The following is a 24,946-nucleotide window of genomic DNA, read 5'->3' on the forward strand; positions in this document are numbered from 1 at the left end:
ACCTGCGGGTGCTACGGGCCCACGGGGTCAGGCGACGGCGTGGAGGAGGCCCGCGTCGCGCATCTCCTCCACCCAGAGGTCCAGGTCGGCGCGGGCGTTCTCGGGGACCGTGTCCCAGAGGCGGGCGAGGAGATCGGCGGCGGCCGCCGTGTCGCCGTCGTGCTGGCGCAGGGCGATCCACATCGCCGTGCCCACGGGGCCGCAGCGGTAGCTCTCCGGGCCGGCGGTCGATGCGGCCATCAGCACCAGGCGGCCGTCGCCGTCCACGGAGGCGACGCGCACCCCCGGCATCGGTCGGATGCGCACGGGCACCTCCAGGGCCGGCGGTCGAGGAACCCTCAAGCTATTACGGAAATCCGGCAGGATCCATGGGGGTTCGCGGTTTCTGGGGTTCCCCCGCGCACACCCCCTGTACGGCTGATTCACGGAGTTAGGGGGGTGGGCGGCCGGGCCCGGGGAAGGATCCGTCAAAGCGGGCTGGAGGAGTGGTCGAGCCGTCTTCCAGGGCTCTTCGAGCCGCGCCGTCGAGCGTGGCTACCGGACCCACACCCGGGCACCCCCCAGACCCGCACACCCGAGGAGCCCCCATGGTGACCTTCGTCAACAAGCTGACCGTCCACGGTGACATCGACCGGTTCCTGGCCGTGAAGGACCGGCTGACCGCCTATATGAGCAGCCGGCCCGGCTACATCGGGCACGAGGCCCTGCGCCACCTCGGCGACGAGCGGGTCTTCCTCGAACTCGCCGTGTGGGAGGACGCCCAGGCCCATGCCGACGCCGTCCGCAGCGAGGAGTTCCAGGCCCTCGTCAAGGACCTCGGCCCGCTGGCCACCCCCGAACCCGGTCTGTACGAGACCGTGGAGGCGGCGCCCGGTGTCCGATGACGCGGCCGCGCTCCTCGCCCGCCGACCCGGCCGCCGGCGCCCGCCCCGCCGTCCGCCGGCCCCGCCCCTGACCGTCCTGTTCACCGGTCACGCGGGCCGCCGCCTCGGCCTCGGCCGGGAGCTGTACTGCGCCGTCCCCGCGTTCCGGTCCGCGTACGACGCGGTACGCGAGGCACTCGACCCGTGGCTGCGGATGCCGCTGGCCGCCGTGGTCTTCGCCCCCGAAGGCGGGGTGGACTCGGGGCTGATCCGCCGGGCCGAGTTCGCCCAGCCGGCGCTGTTCGCCTTCCAGGTCGCCGTGTACCGGCTCTGGCAGAGCTGGGGGCTGTGCGCCGACGCCGTCGCCGGCCAGGGCGCCGGCGAACTCTCCGCCGCGCACGTGGCGGGGGTGCTCACGCTCGCCGACGCGGCCCGGCTCGTCGCCGCGCTCGGCCGCCTCGTCCCGCCCCGGCCCGCACCCGGCGCCGCGCGGGCCGCCGAGGCCGAGTTCCTGAAGGCGGCCCGCGAGAGCGCCACCGCGCCGCGCTCCGTCCACCTCGTCTGCACCGCGACCGGCCGGCCCATCGGCTCCGGCCGCGACGAACGCCCGCTGCGGCCCGAACGGCTGCTGCTCCAGACACACCAGGTCATCCGTACCGCGGACGCCGTCCGCACCCTCGAGGCGGCCGGGTTCACCCGCCCCCACCCCTGCGGGCCCGACCCCGAGGACACCCTGCCCGGCTGTGAACTGCGCGCCGCCCGGGCCGTGCTGCCGCACATCGAGGGGCCCGAACGAACCGAGGGGCGGGCCGCAGGCCACCACCGGTGATCCCGGTGGCCGGTCTCCGGCCGGCTCCGGCCGCCGCTGCACGAAGCCTCGAGCGGCTGTCGAGCGGATCCCCGCACGCTGAAGAGCGGCAGGACGCGCGGGACCCGCCGCACACACGGCGCCGGACCCGCGCCACCCGGGCCACCGCAGGAACCGCGCCACCCGTCACCTCGCAGGACCCGTCGTGACACCGCAGGACCCGCGCCATCCGCCATCCGCCACACCGCAGGACCCGCGCCACCGCGATACCCGCAACAGAAGACGGACCAGCCCCGCGGACTGCGCGCAGCAGGCCGGGAGTCCCGGACGAAGGAGCTGATCTCCGCCGCCATGGCCACCACCACCGAGACCCCCACGCGTACCGAGAGCGGGGCCGCGGGCCGGAGCGCCGCCCGCGCCGCCGAGGAGACCGACGCGCTGCGCCGGGCCGCGCGCCTGGAAGCCCTGCTCGGCGACCCGTACGACGGCGCCAACCCGCACGGGCTCGGCGCCCTGTTCGCCGCCGACGAGCGGCGCGAGCCGCCGGCCGCCACCGAGCGGCTGCTCGTCGGCGCGGGCCTGGGCGCGGAGTTCGTGCCCGCCGAGTTCGGCGGCCGGCTCACCCGCGCCGACCTGCTCGTCAAGGTGCTGCGCCCGGTCTTCCGCCGTGATCTCGCCCTCGGCTTCGGCTCCGGGATCACCTCCCTGTTCGCGACCTCCGCCGTCTGGGCGGCCGGCAGCACGGCCCAGCGCCGGGCCACCGCCGACGTCCTGCTCGCGGGCGGGCGCGCCTCGATCGTCCACCACGAGCTGGCCCACGCGAACGCCATCCTGCGCGACGAGTTCACCGCCGCCCCGCTGGCCGGCGGCGGCTTCTCGCTCAGCGGCCGCAAGGACGTCATCATCAACGCCGCCCGGGCGCAGGCGTACGTGGTCTACGCCCGGACCGACCGCGCCCGCAGTCCGCTCAGCCACTCCGTCCTCCTCCTCGACCCGGAGGAGCTCACCGCCGCCGGGGGCCTGGCCCGGCTGCCCCGCGTTCCCACCGCCGGCATGCGCGGATCCCTCTTCTCCGGGCTCCGGTTCACCGACTGCGAGGTCCCCGGCTCCGCGCTCGTCGGCCGCGTCGGCGAGGGCGTGGCGCTGGCGCTGCGCACGTACCAGGTCAACCGCTGCGTGATCGCCGCGACCGCCGTCGCCGCGGCCGGCACCGTCCTGCACTCCGCCGTACGGGCCGCCACCACCGGTCGCAGCCGGCCCGTCGCCCGCCGCTTCCACAAGCCGCTGGCCGGGGTCTTCGCCGATCTGCTGGCCTGCGACTCCATGGCCGGCGTCGCGCTGCGCTCCCTGAGCCTGCTGCCCGACCGCACCCATGTGCTCGCGGCGGCCGTCAAGTACGTGGTCCCCGACCTGCTGCGCGAGAGCCTGGAGGAGCTGGCGGCCGTACTCGGCTCGCGCGGCTACCAGCACGGCACGCCCGAGTACGGGGCGCTGGACAAGCTCTCGCGCGATCTGCCGGTCGCCGGGCTCGGGCACGCCGGGACCGCCGCCTGCCAGGCGGTGATCGTGCCGCAGCTGCGGGCGCTGGCCGAGCGGGCCTGGTTCAAGGAGGAGGAGCCGCCGTCCGAGCTGTTCCGCTCCGGCGCGAGCCTGCCGCACCTCGACTACCGGCTCCTGGGCATAGCCGACGGCGGGGACTTCCTCGCCGCCTCCCTCGTCGGATCGGCCGCCCGCCTCGCCGAGGTCCGGGGGGTCGGCGGTCAACTGGCCGTCCTCGCCGACCTGGCCGAGGCGTTCGTCACCGAACTGCGGGCGCTGCGCGAGCAGTGCCGGGCGATCCCGCAGGGCGCGGCAGCCCTGGCCGACCCGCTTGGTGCGTGCTCAGCGACCGCTACGCGCTGGTGCTCGCGGCCGCCGCGGTCCTGGGCACATGGGAGGGCCAGGACGGCAGCGAGCCCTTCCTCGCCTCGCCCGCCTGGGCCGTGCTCGCGCTGACCCGGATCGGCGGCCGCCTCGGCATTCCGGTGCCCGAGCTGCCGGACGACTGCCTCGGGCAGGTGCTGGAAGAGCTCGTACGCCGCTACCGGGCGGGCCGCAGCTGCGACCTCGACGCCACCGAACTGGCCCAGTGACCGCGGGGGAGACGCGATGACCGCCTGGCACAACTCGCCGCTGCTCAGCGTGCCCGTGCACGCCCCGGGGCCCGAAGCGCCCTGGTCGCAGGTGGCCGCGGACATGACCCGCCGCGGCAACGCCTGCGTCCACACCACCTGGAACGAGTGGCCGGCCGAGCCGGGTTCCCCGGCGGTGCTGCGCGGCCTGCTGGGCCGCGACTGGGCCCGCTACCGGGACACGGCCGACGCCACCGCCCGGCACCGCTTCGTCGCTTCCCGGCTGGCGATCCGGTACACGGCCGCCGCCGCGCTCGGCTGCGGGCCGGCCGAGCTGGACCTCTCGTACAAGCCGGGGGGCCGCCCGTACCTGCGCGGCTTCGACCAGATCGACCTCAGCCTGACGCACACCGACGACCTGATCGCGGTCGGCATCAGCCGCAACGGGCGCATCGGCGTCGACACCGAACCCGCCGACCGCAGGCTGTCCTTCGACCTGCTCCAGGACCAGGTCTGCACGCCGGCCGAGCGCGCCGAGCTCGCGGCGCTCGGGGAGCGCGGGCGGAGCGCCGGCATGCTGCGGCTGTGGACGCTGAAGGAGGCGTACACGAAGGCGCTCGGACTGGGGCTGCGGATGGGCTTCGCCGAGTTCGGCTTCGCGACGGCGACCGGCGGCGAGACCGGGCTGCTCACCCCCGACGGCTCGCCCGCCACCCACGGGGAGTGGGCCTTCGGGACCTACCCGGTGGCCGGGCGCTACCTGCTCAGCGTCGCCTGTCACGACGCCGGGCTGGGCACGTCCCGCGACAGCGCCGTGGCCACGATGCTCGACGAGGGTTTCGTCGGGATGGTGTCCTCGCTCCTCGGCCCGGCTTGATCGGGGCGGCTTGATCGGCCCGGCTTGATCGGCCCGGCTTGGGCGGGGCTGCTTGGGCGGGCGGCTTGATCAGTGCGGCTTGAACGGGTCGGCTGGCCTGAATCACCCCGAAAACTGGGCAAGTTCCACATGGAACTTGCCAACTTCCATGTGGAATCAGACAGTCCGATGCCTTAGGCATGTTGTTTGACCAGCTTTTACCTTAGAATTGACTGCGACTTGACTCGTCTTTATCGGAGGCGTTTCTGCGGCATGCGACGGGGGAGGGAGCGGATGGACGGCGCCATGACGGTGGTGATCGCGCCCGGCTCGCCGCTCGCGCTCGACCTGCTCGGCCCCCTCGACGCCCCGCTCCTGGCCAATGCCCTCGCCATGGCCGCCCCATGCGGCCCGACCCTGCGCCGGCACACCGCCACCCACCACACGCTCCAGCTGACCTGCCGCCCCGGTGAACGCCCCGCCGGCCGCCCCGGCCTGGCCGGCCGCCTCGCCGACCTGCTCACCGACCCGGCGGCAGCCGACGGTCACCCCGGCTGGTGGTCCGGCGTGCTCGCCGCCCTGCCGCAGCAGCCGCCCCCCGGCCGGGCGGAGCACCCGGCCGGGGCCGCCGCCGGGCTGCCCGCCTCCGCCCGCCAGCGCGAGGTGCTGCTCGACGCCATGACCGCCCCGCCCGGAGCACAGCTCCACCTCGGCCAGCTGCACCTCCGCTGGTACGGACCGCTGGACCGGACCCGGTTCGACGCGGCCTGGCAGGCGGTCTGCGACCGCGAGGCCGTGCTGCGCGCCGCGTTCGCCCCCGGTCCCGGCCGGGGCGGCAGCGGGCCCGTCGTCACCGTGGCCGAGCGGGCGGAGATCGGGGTGCGCCACGATCCGTACGAGCCGGAGGGCGCGGGCGCCGGCGCGGCCGGCGGCGCGAGCGCGGGTGCGGCCGCCTGGGCCGCCGTGCTCCGCAGCGAGCGCGAGCAGCCCTTCGACCTCGGCCGGCCCGGCCCGTTGCGGGTCCGCCGCGTCGACGGGGAGTCCGGAGCCCACGGCCCCGACGCCCGGATCGTCCTGACGTACCACCAGGCCCTGCTCGACGCCCCGAGCGCGCAGCTGCTGCTGCGGTCCTTCCTGCGGGCCTACGCGGCCGAAGGCCGTCCGGCGGGCGGCGAGCGCCGCCCGGCACTGCCCGACCACCTGCGCTGGCTGGCCGCCCGGGACCCGGCTGCGGCCCGCGAGTTCTGGAACCGGGCGGCCCCGCCGGCCGGGGCCCGTACGCTCCCCGCGGTGCCGGGGACGGGACCGCTGCCGGCTCCGGTGCCCGCCGCGGCCTCGGGCGAGGGCGACGGCGGTTACGGCCGCGCCGTGGAACGGCTCAACCCCACCGAGGCCCTGCGGCTGCGGGGGTGGGCGGCCGCGCGCGGGGTCGCGGAGAGCACTGCCCTGCACGCCGCCTGGGCCCTCCAACTGCACCGGGCGGCTTCGTCGGCCCCCGGTACCGCCGAGCCCCTCACCGTCGCCTTCGGCGTGAGCGTCTCGGGGCGGGGCATAGCCCTCGAAGGCGCCGACCGGCTGCCCGGCCCGCTCGCCAACCCGCTCCCGCTCTCCGTCGACGTGGACCCGGCGGCCCCGCTGGCCCGGCTGTTGACCGACCTCCGGGACCGGGCGCTGGGTCTGGCCGCGTACGAGTGGAACTCGGCCGGGCAGATCGGGGAGTGGACGGGCCGGAAGTGGACGGGCCGGGAGGACATGCGCCGGGAGGAGACGGGCGGCCTGGAGACGGGCCGCGCGGAGACGGGCCCGCAGCCGCCGCGGATCGAATCGCTGATCACCTTCGACCGGGTGTCCGCCCGCCCCGCGGCGGGCGGCCCCGCCGATCCGCTCGACCGGGAACTGGCCGAGGCCGATGTGCGCGTGAGCCCCCCGGAGCCCGTCGAGGCCTACACGGGCCTGCCGTTCGCCCTCACCGCACGCCACGACCGCGCGGGCGGCCTGGTCCTGACCGCCGACAGCGACCGGACCCGCCTCGCCGACGCCGAAGCGGCCCGGATCCTCGCCCAGACCGCCCTGCTGCTGCGCGAGCTCCCGGAGGCCGACCTCCACCGCGCCACCGTCGCCGACGCCCTGACACTGCTCGACGGGCTGCCGCTGCCGCGCGCGGTGGCCGGACCGTACGGGGCCGCGCCGCGGCTCGTCACCTTGCGCCCCGCCGCTTACCCCGGCGCCGGGACGGTGCTGCTCGTACCGCCCCCGGACGCTCCGCCGGACTGCTACGCCCCGGTGGCGCGGGCCCACCGGGGGTTGCAGGCGCTGGTCACCCTCGACGCCCCGGCCGACGCCGCGGCCGCCCTCGCGGCGCTGCGGCCGGTCCTCGCCGCGGGCGAACCCCTGCTGCTGGGCTGCTTCTCCGGCGGCGGAGCCGTCGCGTACGAGGTGGCCGAGCGGATCGGGGCCCACGGCTGGCGCGCCCCGCTGGTCTCGATCGGCGGCACCGCCGACGGCGGGCCGGCCTCGGTCCGGGACCTCTCCCGCGCCCTGTGGGCGGCCACCCGCCAGGATTCCTGACCGTTCCCGGGGGTTTCCGGCCGTCCCCGACCGTTGTGGACCGCCCCCGTTGTCGGCCCTTTCAGGCGAGGCTCAGCGGCACAGGGCCGTGTCCACGAGGTGCTCGAAGCGCTTCATGGCAGCCTCGTCCGCGGGCCTGGCCGTCACCGCGACGGCGGCGGCGCGGCCGGTGTCGGTGACCCCGCCCCGGGTCTCGTAGCCCGGGAAGCTGCCGCCGTGGCCCCAGAAGACGTCGCCGCACGACAGCGGCGTGCTCACGAGCCCCAGTCCGTAGCGCGCGCGGGGGTCGAAGGGGTACCCGGCGGGGACGGTGGTGCGCATCTGGGCGAGCTGGGCGCGCGGCAGCAGGCCGCCGCCCAGGAGTTCGGTGAAGAACCGGTTGAGGTCGGAGTTGGTGGAGATCATCTGGCCCGCTGCCCAGCCCCAGGAGGGATCCGTCTCGGTGACGTCGCTCAGTGGCGCGTCCGCCGAGTCGCGGTAGTAGCCACGGGGGTGGGGCTCGCGGATGGTCGCGTCACCGGGGGCGGGGAAATAGGTGTGGCGCAGCCCGATGCGCTGGATGATGCGCCGGTCCAGCTCCTCGGAGAGGGGGTGGCCGGTGACCTCCTCCACGATCAGGCCGGCCAGGACGTAGTTCGTATTGCTGTACGCCCATCGCGCGCCGGGGGCGAAGTCGGCCTCGTAGCGGAGGGCGAAGCCGACGAGCTCGCGGGGCGTGTAGTACCGGGGCACGAGGTCCGCCCGGGTGTAGTCGGGCAGTCCGCTGGTCTGCTGGAGGAGCTCGCGGACCTTGATCTTGCGGCCGTCGATGCCCTTCCCGCGCACGAGGCCCGGCAGGTAGGTGTCGACCGGGGCGTCGAGGCGGATCCTTCCCTCGCCGACCAGCTGCAGGACGGCCACCGCGGTGAAGGTCTTGGTGTTGCTGCCGACCCGCACCTGGCCGTCTCTGGGCACCTGCGAGCCGGTGGCCAGGTCGCCGACGCCCGCCGTGTACGTACGGGTGCGGCCCGCGGGGTCGGTGACGCTCGCCAGCGCGGCGGGCAGGCCGTCGTCGTGCACCAGCGCCTCCAGCCCCTGCCGCACGGGATCCGGCCGGGCGGCGGCGGACGCGACGGGTGGCGCGGCGGCGCCTGTTGCCAGGACGCAGACGGCCAGGGCGGCCGCGGCGGCTGCGGCGGCTGCGCGCCGGCGACGCGGCAGCGGACGGACGTGTGACGGTGGTTCCAGCTCGGGCACGGGCCAACTCCTGCGGAATCATCGGAAAACCGGCGTTGTCTACCGGCCCCAGCATGTCCGCGTGCGACCGGGCGCGACGATCCCGCCACCCACCCTGCTCCCCGTGGGGCCAACCCCCCGGCGCACGTGGGGGATAACCCGTTCGGGGGTACGGCGCGCGGGCGGGTGGAGGGGATCTGCCAGGGTGGTGGGTCAGGTGGACCTTCACGGTCCTGTTGTTGATTGCGAGAGGGGAACGTCATGACCGAGGCCGAACTCAAGGACCTGTTCGACGAGATCGACGCGGACGGCGACGGGCGGATCAGCATCGGCGAGCTGGCGCAGCGTTTCAAGGCGGAGGGCGGCCAGGGGCACCTGCGGGAGAACGTGAAGGAGGTCATGGACCAGGCCGACGCCAACCGCGACGGGGTCCTCGACTTCGCGGAGTTCCAGACTCTGCTGAAGTAACGCCTTCGCGCCGGACGGCCCGAACAGCCCCCGTACGGACCCGGAAGGGTCCGCCCGGGGGCTGACGTGCTGACGTGCTGGTGTGCCGATGTGCCGATGTGCCGATGTGCCGACGTACCGACGCTACGGACGGGGTCGGGGACGGGGTCGCAGCGAGAGGGCGATCAGGAGGGCGGCCGTCGCGAAGGCGGCGCCCGCGGTGAAGCCAGCGGACATCGTGTCCGAGAAGTCTTCGTACCCGGCGGACGCGGTCACCATCAGGGCGATGCACAGTGAACCGCCCACCGACTGGAGCGCGTTGAGCACGGAAGCCGCCGAGCCCAGCTCCTCGGTGCGCAGCCCCGTGGTGGCGAGCACGGTCGGCGGGATCACGCAGAACGCCATGCCCGCCCCGAGCAGGACCAGCGCGGGCAGTACACCCGTCAGGTACGCGTCGGCGGGGTCGAGGCGCGACAGCCAGAGGTTCTCGGCGATCAGGGCGGCCGTGCCGATCGCCATCATCGGCTTCGGGCCGATGGCCCGTTCCACCCGTACGCCGACACCGGCCATGGCGGCCGTCGTCACCGGCACGGGCAGCAGCCCGAACGCCGCCTCCAGCGGGGAGCAGCCGTGGTGCTGCTGGAAGAACTGGCTCAGGAAGAAGTACGCCCCGATCAGCCCGCCCGGCAGGACCAGCATGCTCGCGAAGGCCGGCGCCCGGTCCCGGTCGCGGAAGAGGGCCAGGCGGACGATCGGTTCGGCGGCGCGGCGCTGCGTACCGACGAACACCGACAGCAGCACCAGGGCGGCGAGCAGCGGACCGGCGACGAGGACGTCGGACCACGGGTGCTCGGCCGCCTGCGACAGCCCGTAGACGAGAGCCGCGGCGCCCAGCGCCGAGAGCAGCGCGCCCCGCAGGTCGAAGCGGCCGCGGATCCGCTCGGTCTCCGCGATCACGCGCGGGGCGAGCAGCACGATCGTCAGGCCCATCGGGACGTTGAGCAGCAGCACCCAGCGCCAGGAGCCGGCCGAGGTCAGCGCGCCCGCCAGCAGCAGGCCGCCGGCGGTGGAGGCCGCGCCGACCGCGGTGCAGACGGCGATGGCCCGCTTGCGGGCGGGCCCCTCGGCGAAGGTGCTGAGCATCAGGACGAACCCGTTGGCCGCGGCGCAGGCGGCGCCCGCGCCCTCCACGGCACGTACGGCGATCAGCAGTTCACCGCCGGGCACCGCGGCCCGGACCGCGGCGGCCGCCGTGAACAGCGCCACGCCCGCGACGAAGACCCGGCGCCGCCCGAGGATGTCGCCGGCCCGGCCGCCGAGCAGCAGCAGACCGCCGAAGGCCAGCAGGTAGGCGCCGATCACCCACGACGCGGCGAGCGCGGAGAGCCCCAGGTCGGCGCGGATGCCGGGGAGCGCGATGTTCATGATGGGGTCGTCGAGCTGGATCATCGCGTTGCAGCCCGCGATGACCGCGAGCGCGACGCCCTGCCGCGCACGGCGCGGGGCCCCCGCCGAAGGGGCCGAGGCGGGGCGCTCGATGACGGACGCGGACATGCGCTGCCTCCAGGTGAGGGCGGGAAGCCTTGACGACTTGACGACTTGTCGAGGCGAAGCCCTCACCGTCCCAAGCCCCACTGGAGAAGTGCTGCACTCCGGCACGAGGCCCCCACCACGGGGTGGTGGGGGCCTCTGGTGGCGGGGGCCTGTGGGGGGCGTGGGGCTACTGGAAGATCTCCTCGCCGTCGAGGATGTCGAACAGTTCTTCCGCCGTGGCGGCGCTCAGGTCGTCCTCCGGGGCCTCCGTGCCGAAGAGGAGTTCGCGCAGGTGCGTGGCCAGCTTGATCGGGGACGGGTAGTCGAAGATCAGGGTCGGAGTCAGGCGGGAGCCGGTGAGGGCGCCCAGGCGGTTGCGGAGCTCCAGGGCCGTCAGCGAGTCGAAGCCGAGGTCCAGGAAGCCGCGGTCCGCGCGGACCGCGTCCTGGCCCGCGTGGCCGAGTACGGCCGCGGCGTGCGCCCGTACCACGTCCAGCAGTTCCTGCTCGCGCTCCTTGGCGGGGAGGGCGGACAGGCGCTCCACCAGCGCCGCCGGGTCCGTGCCGCGGCCGGCGGTCCGGGTCGCGGAGCGGGTGGGCTGCGGGGCGAGGGCCCTCAGGAGCGCCGGGAGGTCCGACCTGGTGCGCAGCGTGACCGTGTCCACGCGGAGCGGGACCAGGGCCGGGCGGCCGCGGGTGTGGGAGGAGGAGAAGAGGGACAGGGCCTCCTCCACCTCCAGGGCGGGCAGACCGCGGGCCGCCATCAGGCGGACGTCCTCCTCGATGGCTTCGGTGAGGCCCGTCCGGGTGGCCCAGAGGCCGAACGCCAGGGACTGGGCGGCGAGACCCCGGCCGTGGCGGTGCGTCGCGAGGGCGTCGAGGAAGGTGTTGGCCGCCGCGTAGTTGGCCTGGCCGGCGGCCAGGGTGAGCCCGCCCGCCGAGGAGATCAGTGTGAACAGGGCCAGCGGCAGGTCGCGCGTCTGCTCGTGGAGGTACCAGGCCGCGTCGGCCTTGGGGGCGAGGACCCGGTCCAGGCGGTCGGCGTCCATCGTGGCGATCAGGCCGTTGTCGCCCGTGCCCGCCGCGTGCACCACACCGGTGAGCGGGTGCGCGGCCGGGATCGAGGCCAGGAGCGCGGTGAGGGCGGCCGGGTCACTCACGTCGCACGCCGTGACCGTGATCTCGGCGCCCAGAGCGGTGAGTTCCGCCGCGAGTTCCGCCGCGCCCTCCGCGTCCGGGCCGCGCCGGCTGGTCAGGAGGAGGTGCCGGGCGCCGTGCCCGGTGACCAGGTGGCGGGCCAGGTGGGCGCCGATGCCGCCCGTGCCGCCCGTGATCAGGACCGTGCCCTCCGGGTCGAGCGTGCCCGCCGGGTCGAGGACCGTGCCCTCCGGGGCCAGAGGGGGAGTTCCGGTGGCCGCGTCCGGCACCGGCGCCAGGCGCGGGATCAGGAGGCCCGCCTCGCGCACCGCGCTCTCCGGCTCGGCCGAGGCGATGACCGTCGACAGGCCCTCGAAGCCCGTACCGCCCGCCGCGAGGTCGGTGAGCTGGATCCGGCCCGGGTTCTCCGCCTGGGCGGCGCGTACGAGACCCCAGACCGGGGCCTGTACGACGTCGATGTCCTCCCCGGCGTCGGCGGCCACCGCACCCCGCGTCGCGACGACCAGGGTCGACTGCTCGAACCGCGGGTCGGCCAGCCACTCCTGGAGGGCGGTGAGGGTCGTGCCCACCGTCGCGCGGACCGCCTGCGGGACGGGGAGCGTGTCGTCGGTCGGCGGGACCGGGAAGACCACCGCGCCCGAGACCGGGCCGGCGGGCACCTCGTCCCACGTCCGGAACTCGGCTCCGGTGGCCGGGGCGGCAGCGGTCGCCGCACGCCAGGCGATCTCGAACAGCGTGTCCTGCCGTCCGCCGCCGAGCTGCTCCGCCGAGACCGGGCGGAACGTCAGCGAGCCGATGGAGGCCACCGGGGCGCCGCTGCGGTCCGCGAGGTCCAGCGAGAGGTTGTTCTCGCCGTGCTTGGTGATCCGCACCCGCAGCGAGGTCGCGCCGACCGCGTGCAGGGACACGTCCGACCAGGAGAAGGGAAGCTCCGTCTGCTCCTCGCCGGTGACGCCCTCGCCGACCCCGAGCGCGTGCATCGTCGCGTCGAGGAGGGCCGGGTGGATGCCGAAGAGGGCGGCCTCCTCGTGCGCGTCCTCCGGCAGCTCGATCTCCGCGTAGACCGAGTCGCCCTCGCGCCAGGCGGCCTTGAGCCCCTGGAACACCGGGCCGTAGTCGTAGCCCTGCCGGAAGAGGAGCTCGTACGCGTCGCTGACGCGCACCTCCTGCGCGCCCTCGGGCGGCCACGCGGCGAGGTCGGCGCCGGCCGCGGCGGGCGCCGTGCCGAGCAGGCCCTCGGCGTGCAGCAGCCACGGGGTGTCGGGCAGGGCGTCCTGGTGCCGCGAGTGGATGCGGATCGTACGGCGGCCCAGGTCGTCGGGGCCGACGGAGACCTGGAGCGCGACCCCGCCGCGCTCGGGCAGGACGAGGGGGGCCTGGAGGACGAGCTCCTCCAGCGCCGGATAGCCGACCTGCTGACCGGCGTGCAGGGCGAGTTCGACGAAGCCGGTGCCGGGCAGCAGCACGGTCCCCAGGACGTCGTGGTCGGCCAGCCAGCGGTGGGTGTCGACGGAGATGCGCCCGGCGAACGTCACCCCGTCCGTGTCGGGGGAGGGGATGACCGCCCCGAGCAGCGGGTGCCCGGCCGGGGTCAGGCCGAAGGCCGAGGCGTCACCGCCGAGCGGGTTCTCGATGATCCAGTACCGCTCCCGCTGGAAGGGGTACGTGGGCAGGGCCACCGGCCGGGCCGCGGTGCCCTGGTAGAACGCGGGCCAGTCGACACGCGCGCCCGCCGCGTGCAGGTGCGCGAGGGCCGTCAGCAGGGTCCGCGACTCGGGGCGGTTCTTGCGCAGCACCGGTTCGATGATCGCGTCGTCCGTGTCCAGCGTCGTGCGGGTGAGCGCGGTCAGGACCGCGTCGGGGCCCAGTTCGACGAACCGGTTGACCCCCTTCGCCGCGAGATGGCGGACGGCATCGGTGAAGCGGACCGCCTCGCGGACGTGGCGCACCCAGTAGGCGGGCGAGGCCAGGTCGGCGTCGGTGGCGAGCCGGCCGGTGACGTTCGAGACGATGGGGATCAGTGCCGGGTGATAGGTCACGCTCTGCGCGACCAGGTGGAACTCGGCCAGGGCCGGCTCGACCAGCGGGGAGTGGAAGGCGTGCGAGACGCGCAGCCGCGTCGTCTTGCGGCCGCGCCCGCCGAACTCCTCCGTGATCGCCTCGACGGCTTCCTCGGCGCCGGAGACCACGATGGAGCGGGGGCTGTTGATCGCGGCGATGCCCACGAGGTCGGAGACGTACGGGAGGACTTCCTCCTCCGTGGCTTCGATCGCGGCCATGGCTCCGCCGGCGGGCAGCGCCTGCATGAGGCGGCCGCGTGCGGTGACCAGACGGGCCGCGTCCTCCAGGGAGAGGACACCCGCCACATGGGCGGCGGTGATCTCGCCGATGGAGTGACCGGCCAGGAAGTCCGGCCGCACCCCCCACGATTCGACCAGCCGGAACAGGGCCGTCTCGATCGCGAAGAGGGCGGGCTGGGTGTAGGCGGTGCTGTTGAGCAGCGTCTCGTCCGAGCCCCAGACCACCTCGTACAGCGGGGTGTCGAGGTAGGCGTCCACCGCGGCGGCGACCTCGTCGAAGGCGCGGGCGAACACCGGGAACGCGGAGTGCAGTTCGCGGCCCATGCCCAGGCGCTGCGCACCCTGGCCCGTGAACAGGAAGGCCGTACGGCCGTCCCGGACCTGGCCCTCCACCACTCCCGCGTCGGCGGTCGCGCCCTCGGCCAGCGCCGACAGGCCGGAGAGCAGCTCCTCCCGGTCCGCGCCGACGACGACCGCGCGGTGCTCGTGCGGGGTCCGGGTGGTCGCGGTGGAGTAGCCGAGGTCGGTGAGCGTGAGCTCCCCGTCGGCGCTGACCCGGGCGTGCAGCCGGGCGGCCTGGTCGGTCAGGGCCCGCGCGGAGCGGCCCGACAGGACGACGGGGACCAGCGGCAGTTCGCGCCCGCCCCCGGTCTCGGCGGGTTCCGCCGCCGGGGCCTCCTCCAGGATGACGTGCACGTTCGTACCGCTCAGGCCGAACGAGGACACGCCCGCGCGGCGCGGCCGCTCGCCCGCCGGCCAGTCGACGGCCTCCGTCAGCAGCTTGACGTTGCCCGACTCCCAGTCCACGTGCGGGGTCGGCTCGTCCAGGTGGAGGACCTTGGGCAGCAGGCCGTGGCGCAGCGCTTGCACCATCTTGATGACGCCGCCGACGCCGGCCGCGGCCTGGGTGTGGGCCAGGTTGGACTTGAGCGAGCCCAGGTAGAGCGGCTTGTCGGAGGCGGGCCGGCGGCCGTACGTGGCCAGTACGGCCTGGGCCTCGATCGGATCGCCCAGCGTCGTGCCGGTGCCGTGCGCCTCGACCGCGTCGACGTCGGCGATGGTCAGGCCGGCGTTCTCCAGGGCGGCGCGGATGACCCGCTGCTGGGAGGGGCCGTTGGGGGCGGTCATGGAGCTGGAGGCGCCGTCCTGGTTGACGGCGGAGCCGCGGATGACGGCGAGGACCTCGTGCCCGTTGCGGCGGGCGTCCGAAAGCTTCTCCAGGACGATGACGCCCACGCCCTCGGAGCAGCCGGTGCCGTCGGCGTCGGCCGAGAAGGACTTGCAGCGGCCGTCGGCGGCCATGCCGCGCTGGTGGCTGAAGTAGAGGAACATGTCCGGCTCGGTCATCACCGTGACCCCGCCGGCCAGGGCGAGCGTGGACTCGCCCGAGCGCAGCGACTGGGCCGCCAGGTGCATGGCGACCAGCGAGGAGGAGCAGGCCGTGTCGATGGTCAGGGCCGGGCCCTCCAGGCCCAGGCTGAACGCGACGCGGCCCGTGACCAGGCTGCCGTCGCTCGTACCGGGACCGTAGTCGTGGTACATGACGCCGCCGAACACGCCCGTCTTGCTCTTGCGGAGCGTGTGCGGGGCGATGCCCGCGCTCTCGATGGCCTCCCAGGAGGCCTCCAGGAGCAGCCGCTGCTGGGGGTCGAGGGTCAGGGCCTCGCGCGGGGAGATCCCGAACAGGGCCGCGTCGAAGTCGCCGGCGTCGTAGAGGAAGCCGCCCTCGCGGGTGATCGTCCGCCCGGGCTTGCCCGGCTCGGGGTCGTACAGGGCGTCGGTGTTCCAGCCGCGGTCCTCGGGGAACGCGGACACGCCGTCCCGGCCCTCGGCCACGAGCCGCCACAGGTCCTCGGGGGAGTTGACCCCGCCGGGGTAGCGGCAGGCCATGCCCACGATCGCGATCGGCTCGCAGGCCCGGTCGGCCTCCTCGGCGAGCGCGCTGTTCTCCCGCTTGAGCCGCTCGTTGTCCAGCATGGACTGTCTGAGAGCGGTGACGAGTTGTTCCACTGATGCTTCCACGATGACCTCAGCCCTCGTTCGAATTCGGTTCGGCGGACGCAAGCGCGGCTCGCACCAGGTCGTCGATGTTCATGCTCTTGATCTCTTCGCTCCGGTCGGCGGTCTGCGGGTCGGCAGGCGTACCGGAGTCGGCCGCCGGGGCCGTCGCCCCCTGCCGCTCCACCGGACCGGCGAGCCTGAGCAGCGCGTCCAGGAGGCCCGCCTCGCGCAGTGCGGTGACGGGGATCGAGGCGAGCGCCTCGCGGACGGAGTGGTCGTCCCGGTCGGCGGCGGCCGCCGGCTCGGGCACGGCGACGTCCTCGATGGCCGGGAGGATCTCCTCCAGGAGGAACTCGGCCATCACCACGGGGCTCGGGTAGTCGAACATCATGGTCGCCGGCAGGCGCATCCCGGTCGCGGTCTGGAGCCGGTTGCGCAGGTCGATCGCGGCCAGCGAGTCGAGCCCCAGGTCCGTGAACCCCTTGTTGACGTCGATGGTGTCGGGGTCGCTGTGGCTGACGGCCGCCACCTGGGCCCGGATCAGGTCCAGGACCGCCGGCTCCCGGTCGGCGGGCCGCATCCGGGCCAGCCGCTCCTCCAGTGACAGGGAGCCCGCCGCCGCCGCGGCGGCCGCGGCCGCCACGGCCGGGGCGCGGACGTCCTGGCGCTGCCGCGGGGCCGGTTCGGCCTTCAGCACGTCCCGCAGGAGCACCGGGGCCGGACCGGGGTTCGCACCGCGGCCGGAGTTGTCGACGCGGATCGGGGCGATCATCACCTCGTCGAGGGACATCGCCTCGTCGAAGAGCTGGAGCCCCTCGGCCGTCGGCAGCGCCGGCAGGCCCAGCGACCTCATCCGGCCGAGGTCGGCATCGGTGACCCCGCCGCCCAGTCCGGTCTTCGTCTCCCACAGCCCGAACGCCAGCGAGGTGGCCGGCAGTCCGAGCGAGCGGCGGTGGGCGGAGAGCCCGTCCAGGAAGCGGTTGGCCGCCGCGTAGTTGCCCTGTCCGGCGCCGACGACGAGTCCGGCGCAGGAGGAGAAGAGGACGAAGGCCGACAGGTCCGTGCCGAGCGTCGCCTCGTGCAGGTGCCAGGCGGCGTCCGCCTTCGGCCGCAGTACGGCGTCGACCTGCTCCGCCGTCAGCTGCGCGGTCAGCGCGTTGTCCATCAGCGCCGCCGCGTGCACGACGGCCGTCAGCGGCTGCCCGGCGGGCACGCCCGCCAGCAGCGCGTCCACCGCGGAGCGGTCCGACACGTCGCAGGCGACGACCGTGACCTCGGCCCCGAGCCCGCTCAGCTCGGCGCTCAGCTCCTTGGCGCCCGGCGCGTCCGGGCCGCGGCGGCTGGTGAGCAGCAGGTGGCGCACGCCGTGCTCCGCCACCAGGTGGCGGGCGGTGATCGCGCCGAGGCCGCTCGTACCGCCGGTGATCAGTACGGTGCCCTCCGCCGACCAGGGCAGGTCGGAGGCGACCTGGCTGGAGGCGATCCGGGCCAGGCGCGGGACCTTGACCTCGCTGCCGCGCACCGCCGCCTCCGGTTCCCCGGTGGCGACGATCGCCGGCAGCACCTGGTGGGCGGCGGCCGAGCCGTCGGTGTCCACGAGCAGGAAGCGTCCCGGGTTCTCCTCCTCCGCCGAGCGCAGCAGGCCCCATACGGGCGCCTGCGCCAGGTCGACGGCGTCGGTGTCCTTCGCCCGGACCGCGCCGCGGGTGACCACGGCGAGGCGCGAGCGGCCGAAGCGGGGCTCGTCGAGCCAGCCGCGCAGGACGTCGAGGACGGCGCCGGTCACGGACCGGACCGCGTCCGGGACCTCGCCCTCACCGGCCGGTACGGGCAGCAGGACCACCTCGGGCAGCTCCGCGCCGCCGTCCAGGGCCGCCGCGAGCGCCCCGAGGTCGGGGTACGCGGCAAGGCCCTCGCCGAAGGCGTGGTCGGCGCCGCCGAGGACCGCCCAGCGGTCGGCGACCGCGGAGGCGCTGGCGCCCAGCGGCAGCTGGTTCCACACCAGGTGGAACATCGAGGAGCGCTCGCCCTGTCCGGCGGCCGCGGCGGCGTTGACGCGGGCCGCCGTGACCGGGCGGACGACGAGGGATTCGATGGTCGCGACCGGCGTGCCCCGCAGGTCGGACAGCTCGATCCGGACGGCGTCCGAACCCTGGGACTTGTGCGACTCCACCGCCGTGATCCGGCCCCGCAGCTGCGAGGAACCGGCCGCGTGCAGGGTCACTCCGGCCCAGGCGAACGGGAGCTGGGTGCCCCCGACGTCCTGCGGGCTGCGCCCGTCCATGAAGTCCGTGGCGCTCAGCGAGCCGTCGAGGATCGACGGGTGGATCCGGTACTCGTGGCCCACCGCCAGGTTGTCCTCGGGCAGCGACACCTCGACGAAGGTCTCCTTGCCGCGCGTCCAGATCCCGCGCAGGCAGCGGAACATGGGCCCGTATCCGTAGCCCTGGCCGGTGAGGTAGTCGTACACCCCGGAGATGTCGACCTCCTCGGCGCCCTCCGGCGGCCAGACCCCGGTCCCGACCCCGAAGGTCTCGGGGGTCGGCGGGTGCTGGGCCCCGGGGGCCAGGACACCGCTCGCGTGCCGCGTCCACGGCGTGTCCGCCGGTCCGTCGTCGGGACGCGAGTACACGGCGAGCGAGCGGCGGCCGGTGGCGTCTGCCGCGTCGACGGTGACCTGGATGGCCAGGCCGCCGCCGTCCTCGCGCATCGGCATCAGCGCCTCGATGGTCAGCTCGTCGATGACGTCGCAGCCCACCTCCTCACCGGCGCGGATGGCGAGTTCGACGTACCCGGTGCCGGGCAGGAGCACGGTCCCGAGGACGTCGTGGTCGGCCAGCCAGGCGTGCGTCTTCACCGACAGGCGGCCGGTCAGGACCACGCCGCCGGCCTCCGGCGAGACCACCACCGCGCTCAGCAGCGGGTGCTGGGCGGGCTGCTGGCCCAGGCTCGTGACATCGCCGGCCGGTGCCTGCGCCGGGGCGTCGAGCCAGTACGGACGACGCTCGAAGGCGTACGTCGGCAGCTCGACCAGACGCGCACCGGACCCGGCGTGGAACGCGGTCCAGTCGACGGCCGTGCCGGTGGCGTGGAGCCGGGCGAGGGCGGTCAGGAGGGTGCGCGCCTCGGGCCGGTTCTTGCGCACGGTCGGCTCGACGACCGCGTCGGTCCCGTCGAGGGTGTTCTGGGCGAGGGCGGTCAGGACCGCGTCCGGACCGAGCTCCAGGAAGGTCCTGACCCCCTTGGCGTGCAGGTGCTGGACGGTGTCGGAGAAGCGGACCGCCTCGCGCAGGTGGCGGGTCCAGTACTCCGGCGTCCCCCAGTCCTCGCTGAGCGCGCCGTGCACCCCGGCCACGACCGGGATCCTCGGCTCGTGCCGGGTCACGGACTCGGCGACGAGGTGGAACTCGGCGAGCGCCGGGTCCATCAGCGGGGAGTGGAAGGCGTGCGAGACGCGCAGCCGGGTGCTCTTGCGGCCCTGTTCGGCGAAGGCCGCGCGGATCGCCTCGACGGCCTCCTCGCTGCCGGAGACCACGATGGAGCGGGGGCTGTTGATGGCGGCGATGCCGACGGAGTCGGAGAGGTACGGGAGGACCTCGGGCTCCGTGGCTTCGATCGCGGCCATGGCTCCGCCGGCGGGCAGCGCCTGCATGAGGCGGCCGCGTGCGGTGACCAGTCGGGCGGCGTCCTCCAGGGACAGCGCCCCCGCCGCGTGCGCGGCGGTGATCTCGCCGATGGAGTGGCCGGCCAGGAAGTCCGGCCGCACCCCCCACGACTCGACCAGGCGGAACAGGGCGGTCTCGATGGCGAAGAGGGCGGGCTGGGTGTAGGCGGTGCTGTTCAGCAGCGCCTCGTCCTCGGCGGAATCGCCCCACATCACCTCGTACAGCGGCCGGTCCAGGTGCGCGTCCAGCGCCCCGACCACCTCGTCCAGCGCCCGCGCGAACACCGGGAACGAGGCATGCAGTTCACGCCCCATCCCCAGGCGCTGCGCACCCTGGCCCGTGAACAGGAACGCCGTCGCGCCGTCGACGCGGCTGCCGGTGACGGCGTCCGCGGACCCCGTCCCGGCGGCCAGCTTCGCCAGCTCCCGCAGGGCGGCCTCGCGGTCGTCGGCGAGCACCACCGCACGGTGGTCCAGCGCCGCCCGGGAGGCCGTCAGCGAGTAGGCGACGTCGGCCAGGGACTGCTCCGGGTGGTCCTCCAGGTGGGCGCGCAGCGCCTCGGCCTGCCGGGGCAGGGCCTTCGCGCTCTTCGCCGACACCGTGAGGGCGACCGGGGTGCCGGCCGAGGGCGTGAGGGCCTCCGGCTCGGGCCGCGGCGCACGCTGTGGGGCCTCTTCGAGGATGACGTGGGCGTTCGTACCGCTCAGGCCGAAGGAGGAGACACCCGCACGGCGCGGGCGCCCGCCGGCCGGCCACTCGACCGGCTCGGTCAGCAGCCTGACGTTGCCTTCGGTCCAGTCGACCTGCGGCGAGGGCTCGTCCACGTGCAGGGTCTTCGGCAGCACGCCGTGGCGCAGCGCCTCCACCATCTTGATCACACCGCTGACACCGGCCGCCGCCTGGGCGTGGCCGATGTTCGACTTGATCGAGCCGAGCCACAGCGGCTTGTCCTGCGCCCGGCCCTGGCCGTACGTGGCGAGCAGCGCCTGCGCCTCGATCGGGTCGCCCAGGCGGGTGCCCGTGCCGTGGCCCTCGACGGCGTCCACATCGGCCGTGGTGAGCCCGGCGGCGGCCAGCGCCTGCTGGATGACCCGCTGCTGGGACGGCCCGTTGGGGGCGGTGAGGCCGTTGGAGGCGCCGTCCTGGTTGATGGCGCTGCCCCGGATCACGGCGAGCACCGGGTGGCCGAGCCGCTCCGCGTCGGAGAGGCGCTCGACGAGGAGCAGGCCGATGCCCTCCGCCCAGCCGGTGCCGTCGGCGGCCCCGGCGAAGGCCTTGGAGCGGCCGTCCGCGGCGAGTCCGCGCTGCTGGCTGAAGTCGACGAACAGGTCCGGCGTCGGCATGACCGTCACACCGCCGGCCAGCGCCATGGTGATCTCACCGGAGCGCAGCGCCTGGCAGGCCATGTGCAGGCTGACGAGGGACGAGGAGCACGCGGTGTCGACGGTGACGGCCGGGCCCTCCAGGCCCAGGGTGTACGCGACGCGGCCCGAGGCGATGGAGCCCGCGCTGCCGTTGCCGAGGTAGCCCGCGAGGTCCTCGGGGACGTCGGTGAGCCGGCTGCCGTACTCGTGGTACATGATGCCCGCGTACACGCCGGTCCGGCTGCCGCGCAGGGTCTGCGGGTCGATGCCGGCCCGCTCGAAGGTCTCCCACGCGGCCTCCAGCAGCAGGCGCTGCTGCGGGTCCATGGCGAGGGCCTCGCGCGGCATGATGCCGAAGAACTCGGCGTCGAACTCGGCGGCGTCGTACAGGAAGCCGCCGTCCTTGGCGTACGTCTTGCCGGGCGTGCCGGGCTCGGGGTCGTAGATGGCGTCGGCGTCCCAGCCGCGGTCGGTCGGGAACGCCCCGACGGCGTCCCGGCCCTCCGCCACCAGGTTCCACAGGTCCTCGGCGGACCGCACGCCGCCGGGGAAGCGGCAGCTGATCGACACGATCGCGATCGGGTCCGCGTCGGAGGGGGCCGTGGCGCGCGGCGCGGCGGCTGCCGCGGCCTGGGCCGGGGCCTGGGCCGTCGTGGCCGACAGCTTCTCCACCACGTAGCCCGCGACCGCCCGGGAGTTGGGGTAGTCGAAGACCAGCGTGGCGGGCAGCCGCAGGCCGGTCGCGGCCTGGAGCAGGTTGCGCAGCTCGACGGCGGCGAGCGAGTCGAAGCCCTGCTCGCGGAAGGCCGTCTCCGGGCCGATCGCGTCCGGGGACGGGTGGCCGAGCACCGCCGCCACCTGCGTCCGTACGAGTTCCAGGACGATCCGGTCGCGCTCCTGTACGGAGGCCCCGGCGAGGCGGCGCGCCAGCTCGGAGGTCTCGGCGTCCTGCGCCTGCACGGTCCGGCGGACCGGGCCGCGCACCCTGCCGCGCAGCAGCGCCGGCAGGTCCTCGCCACGGGCGGCGAGCGCCGCCGCGTCGGTCTTCAGCGGTAGGACCACGGCGTCGAACCCGGCGACGGCCGCGTCGAAGAGGGCGAGGCCCTCCGCGACGGTCAGCGCCGGCAGGCCCAGCCGCTTCATGCGCTCCAGGTCGGCGTCGGTGAGGTCGCCGCCGAGACCGGTGCTGATCCCCCACATGCCGAACGCGGGAGCCGTGGCCGGCAGGCCCGCGGCCCGGCGGTGCGCGGCGAGACCGTCCAGGAAGGAGTTGGCCGCCGCGTAGTCCGCCTGGCCGGCGGCCAGGACGGAACCGCCCGCCGAGGAGAAGAGGACGAACGCCTTCAGGTCGGCGCCCCGCGTCAGCTCGTGCAGGTTCCACGCGCCGTCGGTCTTCGGCCGCAGTACGGATTCGACGCCCTCGGCGGTCAGTGAGCCGACGAGCCCGCCGCCCGCGACGGCGGCGGCGTGCACCACCCCGCTCAGCGGGTGGGCCGCGTCGACCCCGGACAGGGCGGCGGCGAGCGACTCCCGGTCCGTCACGTCGCAGGCCGCCACCGAGGCGTGGGCGCCCAGCTCCGCGAGTTCCGCGACGATCGCCGAGGCGTTCGGCGCGTCGAGGCCGCGGCGGCTGGTCAGCAGCAGGTGCCGTACGCCGTGCTCGGTGACCAGGTGCCGGGCCACCAGCGCGCCGAGGCCGCTGGTACCGCCGGTGATCAGCACGGTGCCGTTCGTACCCCACGGGGAGGCGGGGGCGGGGGCGGCGATCCGGTTCAGGCGCGGGATGCGCACCTCGCCGGAGCGCACGGCCGTCTCCGACTCGCCGCAGGCCACCGCGGCGGCCACGTCGGCGTCCGGATCGCGGGATCCGGCGGCCACGTCGACCAGCACGAACCGGCCGGGGTTCTCCGCCTCGGCGGCCCGGACCAGACCCCATACGGCGGCCTGCGCCGGATCGGCGTCCTCGCCGGCCAGGACGGCGACGCCGCCGCGGGTCACCACGGCGAGGCGGCCGGATCCGGACTCCGGATCGGCCAGCCACCCCTGGACCTCGGCGAGCACCTGGGGCACCACCTCGCGCACCCGGGCCGCGGCGTCCGCACCGGCCGGAACGGGGGCGAAGTACACGGCGGCCCCGGCCGCTTCGGCCGCGGCCTCGGCCGTGGCCGGAGCGGTACGCAGCCACTCGACGCGGTGCAGGGCGGCGGACGCGCCGCCGGACGCGGCGGCGAGCTGCGCCTCCGAGACCGGGCGCGAGACCAGCGACTCCACGGTCGCCACGGGGGCACCCGTCTCGTCGGCGACCATGATCGCCGAAACCTCGTCCCCGCGGACCCGGCGGATGTGCACGCGCAGCACGGACGTGCCGGCCGCGTGCAGGGTCACCCCGTTCCAGGAGAACGGCAGCAGCGTCGCCCCCTCGGCGGCGCCGTCGCCGCCGAGCAGGTCCGCGTGCATCGCGGCGTCCAGGAGCGCGGGGTGGAGCCCGAAGAGGGCCGCGTCACCGTGCGCCGTCTCGGGCAGCGCCACCTCGGCGAACACGTCGTCGCCCGCGACCCAGGCGGCCTTGAGGCCCTGGAACACCGGGCCGTACGCGTACCCGCGCTCCAGCAGCCGGTCGTACGCGCCGCTCACGTCGAGCGGGCTCGCACCGGCCGGCGGCCACTGGGACAGGTCGAACGCGGGAGCCGGGGCGCCCGGGACCACCGTGCCGTAGGCGTGGCGGGTCCACGGGGCGTCCGGGGCGGAGCCGCGCGAGTGGATGGAGATCGACCGGGCGTCCGAGGGGTCCGGGGCGCCGACCCGCACCTGGAGGGCGACGCCTCCGCGGGCGGGCACGATCAGCGGCGCTTCGAGGAGCAGTTCCTCGATGCGGTCGCAGCCGACCTGGTCGCCGGCCCGGACGGCCAGCTCCACGAAGCCGGTGCCGGGCAGCAGGATCGAGCCGAGGACGTCGTGGTCGGCCAGCCAGGGCTGGGTGTCGACCGAAAGCCGCCCCGTGAGGACGACCTCGCCGGAGTCGGCCGCCGGGAGGGCGGCGCTGAGCAGCGGGTGCCCGACCGGTTCGAGGCCGGCGGAGCCGAGCCCGGCGCCGGCGCCGGCGGCCGCCCCCTCCAGCCAGTACCGCTGGTGCTGGAAGGCGTACGTCGGCAGGTCGGACCAGCGGTCCTCGGCGCCCGCGTAGAACGCCGTCCAGTCGACGGGCGCACCGGTGGTGTGGAGCTGCGCGAGGGCGGAGAGGAGGGAGAGCACCTCGGGCCGGTTCTTGCGCAGGGCCGACTCGACGACGGCGTCGGCGTCGGTGTCGGTGTCGGCGTTGTAGGAGCCCGCGTCCGTGTCGTCGGCGTCGAGGGTCGTACGGGTGAGGGCCGTCAGGACGGCGTCGGGGCCGAGTTCGAGGAACCGGGTGACGCCCTTGGCGTGGAGGTGTTGGACGGTGTCGGAGAAGCGGACGGCTTCGCGCAGGTGGCGGGTCCAGTAGTCGGGGGTGCCCCAGTCCTCGCTGAGCTGTCCGTGGACCCCGGAGACGACGGGGATCTGCGCGGGCGCGTACGTCACGGACTCGGCGACGGCACGGAACTCGGCGAGCGCCGGATCCATCAGCGGGGAGTGGAAGGCGTGCGAGACACGGAGCCGGGTCGTCTTGCGGCCCAGTCCGGTGAAGGCTGCCTGGACCGCCTCGACGGCCTCCTCTGCGCCGGAGACCACGATGGAGCGGGGGCTGTTGATCGCGGCGATGCCCACGACGTCGGAGACGTACGGGAGGACTTCCTCCTCCGTGGCTTCGATCGCGGCCATCGCTCCGCCGGCCGGCAGCGCCTGCATGAGGCGGCCGCGTGCGGTGACCAGACGGGCCGCGTCCTCCAGGGAGAGGACGCCCGCCACATGGGCGGCGGTGATCTCGCCGATGGAGTGGCCGGCCAGGAAGTCCGGCCGCACCCCCCACGACTCGACGAGCCGGAACAGGGCGGTCTCGATCGCGAAGAGGGCGGGCTGGGTGTAGGCGGTGCTGTTCAGCAGCGCCTCGTCCTCGGCGGACTCGCCCCACATCACCTCGT

12 protein-coding genes are annotated in these 24,946 nt (G+C 75.1%); 7 read left to right on the plus strand and 5 right to left on the minus strand.

What is annotated here, in order from left to right; genetic code table 11:
- Positions 1-27: 27 nt before the first annotated feature.
- On the minus strand, positions 28-306 hold the full coding sequence (locus ACS04_RS30670; protein WP_048480092.1) for a PqqD family peptide modification chaperone: 279 nt from the start codon (positions 304-306) through the stop codon (positions 28-30).
- A 281-nt stretch (positions 307-587) separates the two neighbouring features.
- On the opposite strand from ACS04_RS30670, the gene ACS04_RS30675 reads away from it, so the two are divergent.
- The 6 genes from ACS04_RS30675 (at position 588) to ACS04_RS30695 (ending at position 7,206) form a co-directional block, all read left to right on the plus strand.
- Positions 588-884 (plus strand): antibiotic biosynthesis monooxygenase family protein, encoded by a 297-nt coding sequence (locus ACS04_RS30675; protein WP_048480093.1) that lies wholly within the window; start codon positions 588-590, stop codon positions 882-884.
- On the plus strand, positions 874-1,692 hold the full coding sequence (locus ACS04_RS30680) for an acyltransferase domain-containing protein (RefSeq protein ID WP_048480094.1): 819 nt from the start codon (positions 874-876) through the stop codon (positions 1,690-1,692). The genes ACS04_RS30675 and ACS04_RS30680 overlap by 11 nt, the downstream gene beginning before the upstream one ends.
- A 330-nt stretch (positions 1,693-2,022) precedes the next feature.
- Positions 2,023-3,666 (plus strand): acyl-CoA dehydrogenase family protein, encoded by a 1,644-nt coding sequence (locus ACS04_RS37820; protein ID WP_053081042.1) that lies wholly within the window; start codon positions 2,023-2,025, stop codon positions 3,664-3,666.
- Positions 3,654-3,803, plus strand: a complete 150-nt coding sequence (locus ACS04_RS39770; RefSeq protein ID WP_245236622.1) for a hypothetical protein — start codon at positions 3,654-3,656, stop codon at positions 3,801-3,803. Before ACS04_RS37820 ends, ACS04_RS39770 begins: the two co-directional genes overlap by 13 nt.
- 16 nt (positions 3,804-3,819) lie before the next feature.
- The gene (locus tag ACS04_RS30690) at positions 3,820-4,659 is read left to right on the plus strand and encodes a 4'-phosphopantetheinyl transferase family protein (protein ID WP_048480095.1); all 840 of its coding nucleotides are present in this window, start codon (positions 3,820-3,822) and stop codon (positions 4,657-4,659) included.
- Positions 4,660-4,932: 273 nt separating this feature from the next.
- Positions 4,933-7,206 carry a condensation domain-containing protein gene (locus ACS04_RS30695; RefSeq protein WP_048480096.1) on the plus strand — a complete coding sequence of 758 codons (2,274 nt, stop codon included), beginning with the start codon at positions 4,933-4,935 and terminating at the stop codon, positions 7,204-7,206.
- Between the two features lie 72 nt (positions 7,207-7,278).
- Here the strand turns inward: ACS04_RS30695 and ACS04_RS30700 are convergent, their stop codons facing one another.
- Positions 7,279-8,433, minus strand: a complete 1,155-nt coding sequence (locus tag ACS04_RS30700; protein WP_245236634.1) for a serine hydrolase domain-containing protein — start codon at positions 8,431-8,433, stop codon at positions 7,279-7,281.
- A gap of 249 nt (positions 8,434-8,682) precedes the next feature.
- Here ACS04_RS30700 and ACS04_RS30705 point away from each other — a divergent pair, with 249 nt between their 5' ends.
- Complete coding sequence (locus tag ACS04_RS30705; protein ID WP_048480097.1) at positions 8,683-8,889, plus strand: EF-hand domain-containing protein; 207 nt, start codon at positions 8,683-8,685, stop codon at positions 8,887-8,889.
- Positions 8,890-9,012: 123 nt separating this feature from the next.
- Here ACS04_RS30705 and ACS04_RS30710 read toward each other — a convergent pair whose 3' ends face one another.
- From ACS04_RS30710 to ACS04_RS39775, 3 genes are all read right to left on the minus strand, one after another.
- The gene (locus ACS04_RS30710; RefSeq protein WP_048480098.1) at positions 9,013-10,422 is read right to left on the minus strand and encodes an MFS transporter; all 1,410 of its coding nucleotides are present in this window, start codon (positions 10,420-10,422) and stop codon (positions 9,013-9,015) included.
- Between the two features lie 166 nt (positions 10,423-10,588).
- A complete protein-coding gene (locus ACS04_RS30715) occupies positions 10,589-15,868 on the minus strand; it encodes a type I polyketide synthase (protein WP_158977697.1) in 5,280 nt (1,759 codons plus the stop codon).
- A 19-nt stretch (positions 15,869-15,887) separates the two neighbouring features.
- Positions 15,888-24,946: SDR family NAD(P)-dependent oxidoreductase (locus ACS04_RS39775; protein ID WP_425337861.1), on the minus strand; the 9,059-nt coding region annotated here is incomplete at its 5' end.

The sequence above is a fragment of the Streptomyces roseus genome (assembly GCF_001044425.1).
GTDB classification, from domain to species: Bacteria; Actinomycetota; Actinomycetes; order Streptomycetales; family Streptomycetaceae; genus Streptomyces; species Streptomyces roseus.

Coding starts and splice junctions, on each gene's coding strand:
- ACS04_RS30675 (WP_048480093.1), top strand. CDS start 588: ATGGTGACCTTCGTCAACAAGCTGACCGTCCACGGTGACATCGACCGG.
- ACS04_RS30695 (WP_048480096.1), top strand. CDS start 4,933: ATGGACGGCGCCATGACGGTGGTGATCGCGCCCGGCTCGCCGCTCGCG.
- ACS04_RS30705 (WP_048480097.1), top strand. CDS start 8,683: ATGACCGAGGCCGAACTCAAGGACCTGTTCGACGAGATCGACGCGGAC.
- ACS04_RS37820 (WP_053081042.1), top strand. CDS start 2,023: ATGGCCACCACCACCGAGACCCCCACGCGTACCGAGAGCGGGGCCGCG.
- ACS04_RS30710 (WP_048480098.1), bottom strand. CDS start 10,422: ATGTCCGCGTCCGTCATCGAGCGCCCCGCCTCGGCCCCTTCGGCGGGG.
- ACS04_RS30690 (WP_048480095.1), top strand. CDS start 3,820: ATGACCGCCTGGCACAACTCGCCGCTGCTCAGCGTGCCCGTGCACGCC.